This window comes from Planifilum fimeticola, assembly GCF_003001905.1.
GTDB classification, from domain to species: domain Bacteria; phylum Bacillota; class Bacilli; order Thermoactinomycetales; family DSM-44946; genus Planifilum; species Planifilum fimeticola.
Genome location: NZ_PVNE01000064.1, coordinates 1 through 1,697 on the forward strand (window position 1 = coordinate 1; position 1,697 = coordinate 1,697).

1 protein-coding gene is annotated in these 1,697 nt (G+C 45.0%); it reads right to left on the reverse strand.

Translation table 11 applies throughout. The annotated features are described in order from the left end of the window. Positions 1-810: 810 nt before the first annotated feature. Positions 811-1,344 (reverse strand): HNH endonuclease signature motif containing protein, encoded by a 534-nt coding sequence (locus tag CLV97_RS17695; protein ID WP_106346834.1) that lies wholly within the window; start codon positions 1,342-1,344, stop codon positions 811-813. Between the last annotated feature and the right edge of the window lie 353 nt (positions 1,345-1,697).

Genomic DNA, 1,697 nt, shown 5'->3' on the forward strand with positions numbered 1-1,697 from the left:
TGGTCCGATATGACCGATATTTGCATATCTATAGAGCTTTTTGCCTGATTGCATTCATTATTTGGTGTGTAAACCGAATTTTGAAATAGCTTCTAGAGTTACTTACCCAAATAGCCGTTTCAATCCTCTTTACTGAGGTGTTCTTATTGTGACCGTAAGGGTTTTACTGTGGCCGCCAACGGTTCGATGTTTCAATCCTCTTTACTGAGGTGTTCTTATTGTGACGGCGGAGGCTCTATCCCTTGTCATTCCTATACTTCTCCGCTGTTTTCCGAACACCTCCTTTTTCGACAAATTTTTTAGCCCCTTTTTCCCGCTGTTCACACCTTCTAAATCTCGTATCCCCTTATTTCATGCGGGTTTGCGCGTTTCCGAACACCTCCCGGGTTTTTGCCGAAGCTCCCGATGTTCGGAAAATCAACTCCTCATAGGTAACCTAAAAATCCTTATAAAGCCTGTGAAATCAATTCCAAGATATTTTCACTATACCAATTTAATTCTGTCAATTTCAAAATTATCTGCTTTCCGTGCCCCATGTAGGCTTCGAGGGATTTGGTTATAAAAAATGATGTCGTCAACCTCCAGGAATTTTGCACTATTGGATGTAGACGACACCCGCCACCAGCTGTCATCGTCTCGAATCTACACTCAAACTTTAACCCGGGCGTTATGCCCAGCCTTTTTCTTTAAGTTGGCCTTGCTCATCCATGTATTCCATGACAAATCCGTTAACGTGTTCCTCTATGTTAAATAACCTTGTCTCCTCTCTTCCCTCCCCCGTCCTCCAAGGCCTTGCAAAAGGACCCGTGGTTATGAAGCAGTTTGTTCACGCCAAATCCGCACAAGCATGGCAACGAAAGTGGACGCGGGCATGGAAGAACCGTGAGTGGTAAACAGATCTTTATGTTTACTCAGCATATCCTTCAGGTCATCGTAAGATAGATGTGAACTCCATTTGAAAAACTGTTCCTGTTCTTTGGGGTCGGATAGGAAGGTGTTGAGTTCAGACCTAATTGTTTCCAATCTCCGCGTGATGTAATTCTGCGCCTTAGCCCATTTCAAAAAATCTTCCCTGTAGGCCGTAGTGGGAGCCAACCGATGACACTCGGAACAAAGAAGGAAGTAGTTGTCAGGTGTATTGGGACCACTAAGAGCATGGGGAATAATGTGGGCCTTTTCCAGATGGGCTTGCTCCCATCTTTTACGATAATTGTTTCCTCTGTAGTCGGAGTAAGCCGGTTTGTCGCAAGCAAAACAACGCGGCTCATCCAGATCCCATTCAAGCCAATCTTTCCATGCGTCCACGATGGCCGCCTTGGATGGCGAAGAAGAACGTTTGCCCATATTGCTCCCCCTTAATCTGAGCCTCCTCCTTTAGCAGATCTTCGACGTGCTAGCTAGAAAGAGGAGGCCTTCACTATATGGATTTGGTTAACTTTCATCCCCATTGACATCCAAGCCGGATACAGCCCACCAACTAAGGGTGAGGCTATCTGAACAAAGATATCTATAAATAATCGCAGCAGTATACCGTGTCCCCTAATTTGTCTCGCTGACCGCAATGCATACGGATCTATTGAGTTCCTTTACCTTCATATCTAGTGCCCCTTCAGGCAACCTTGATCTTGTTTTGTTCTTTTAAGATGGCTTCGTGATGTTTGTTTTTGTTGCGCCAACGGATGTATGCTTGGATGGCT

Bases quoted from the DNA above. Each gene is read 5' to 3' on its own strand.
- CLV97_RS17695 (WP_106346834.1), bottom strand. From the start codon at position 1,344: ATGGGCAAACGTTCTTCTTCGCCATCCAAGGCGGCCATCGTGGACGCA.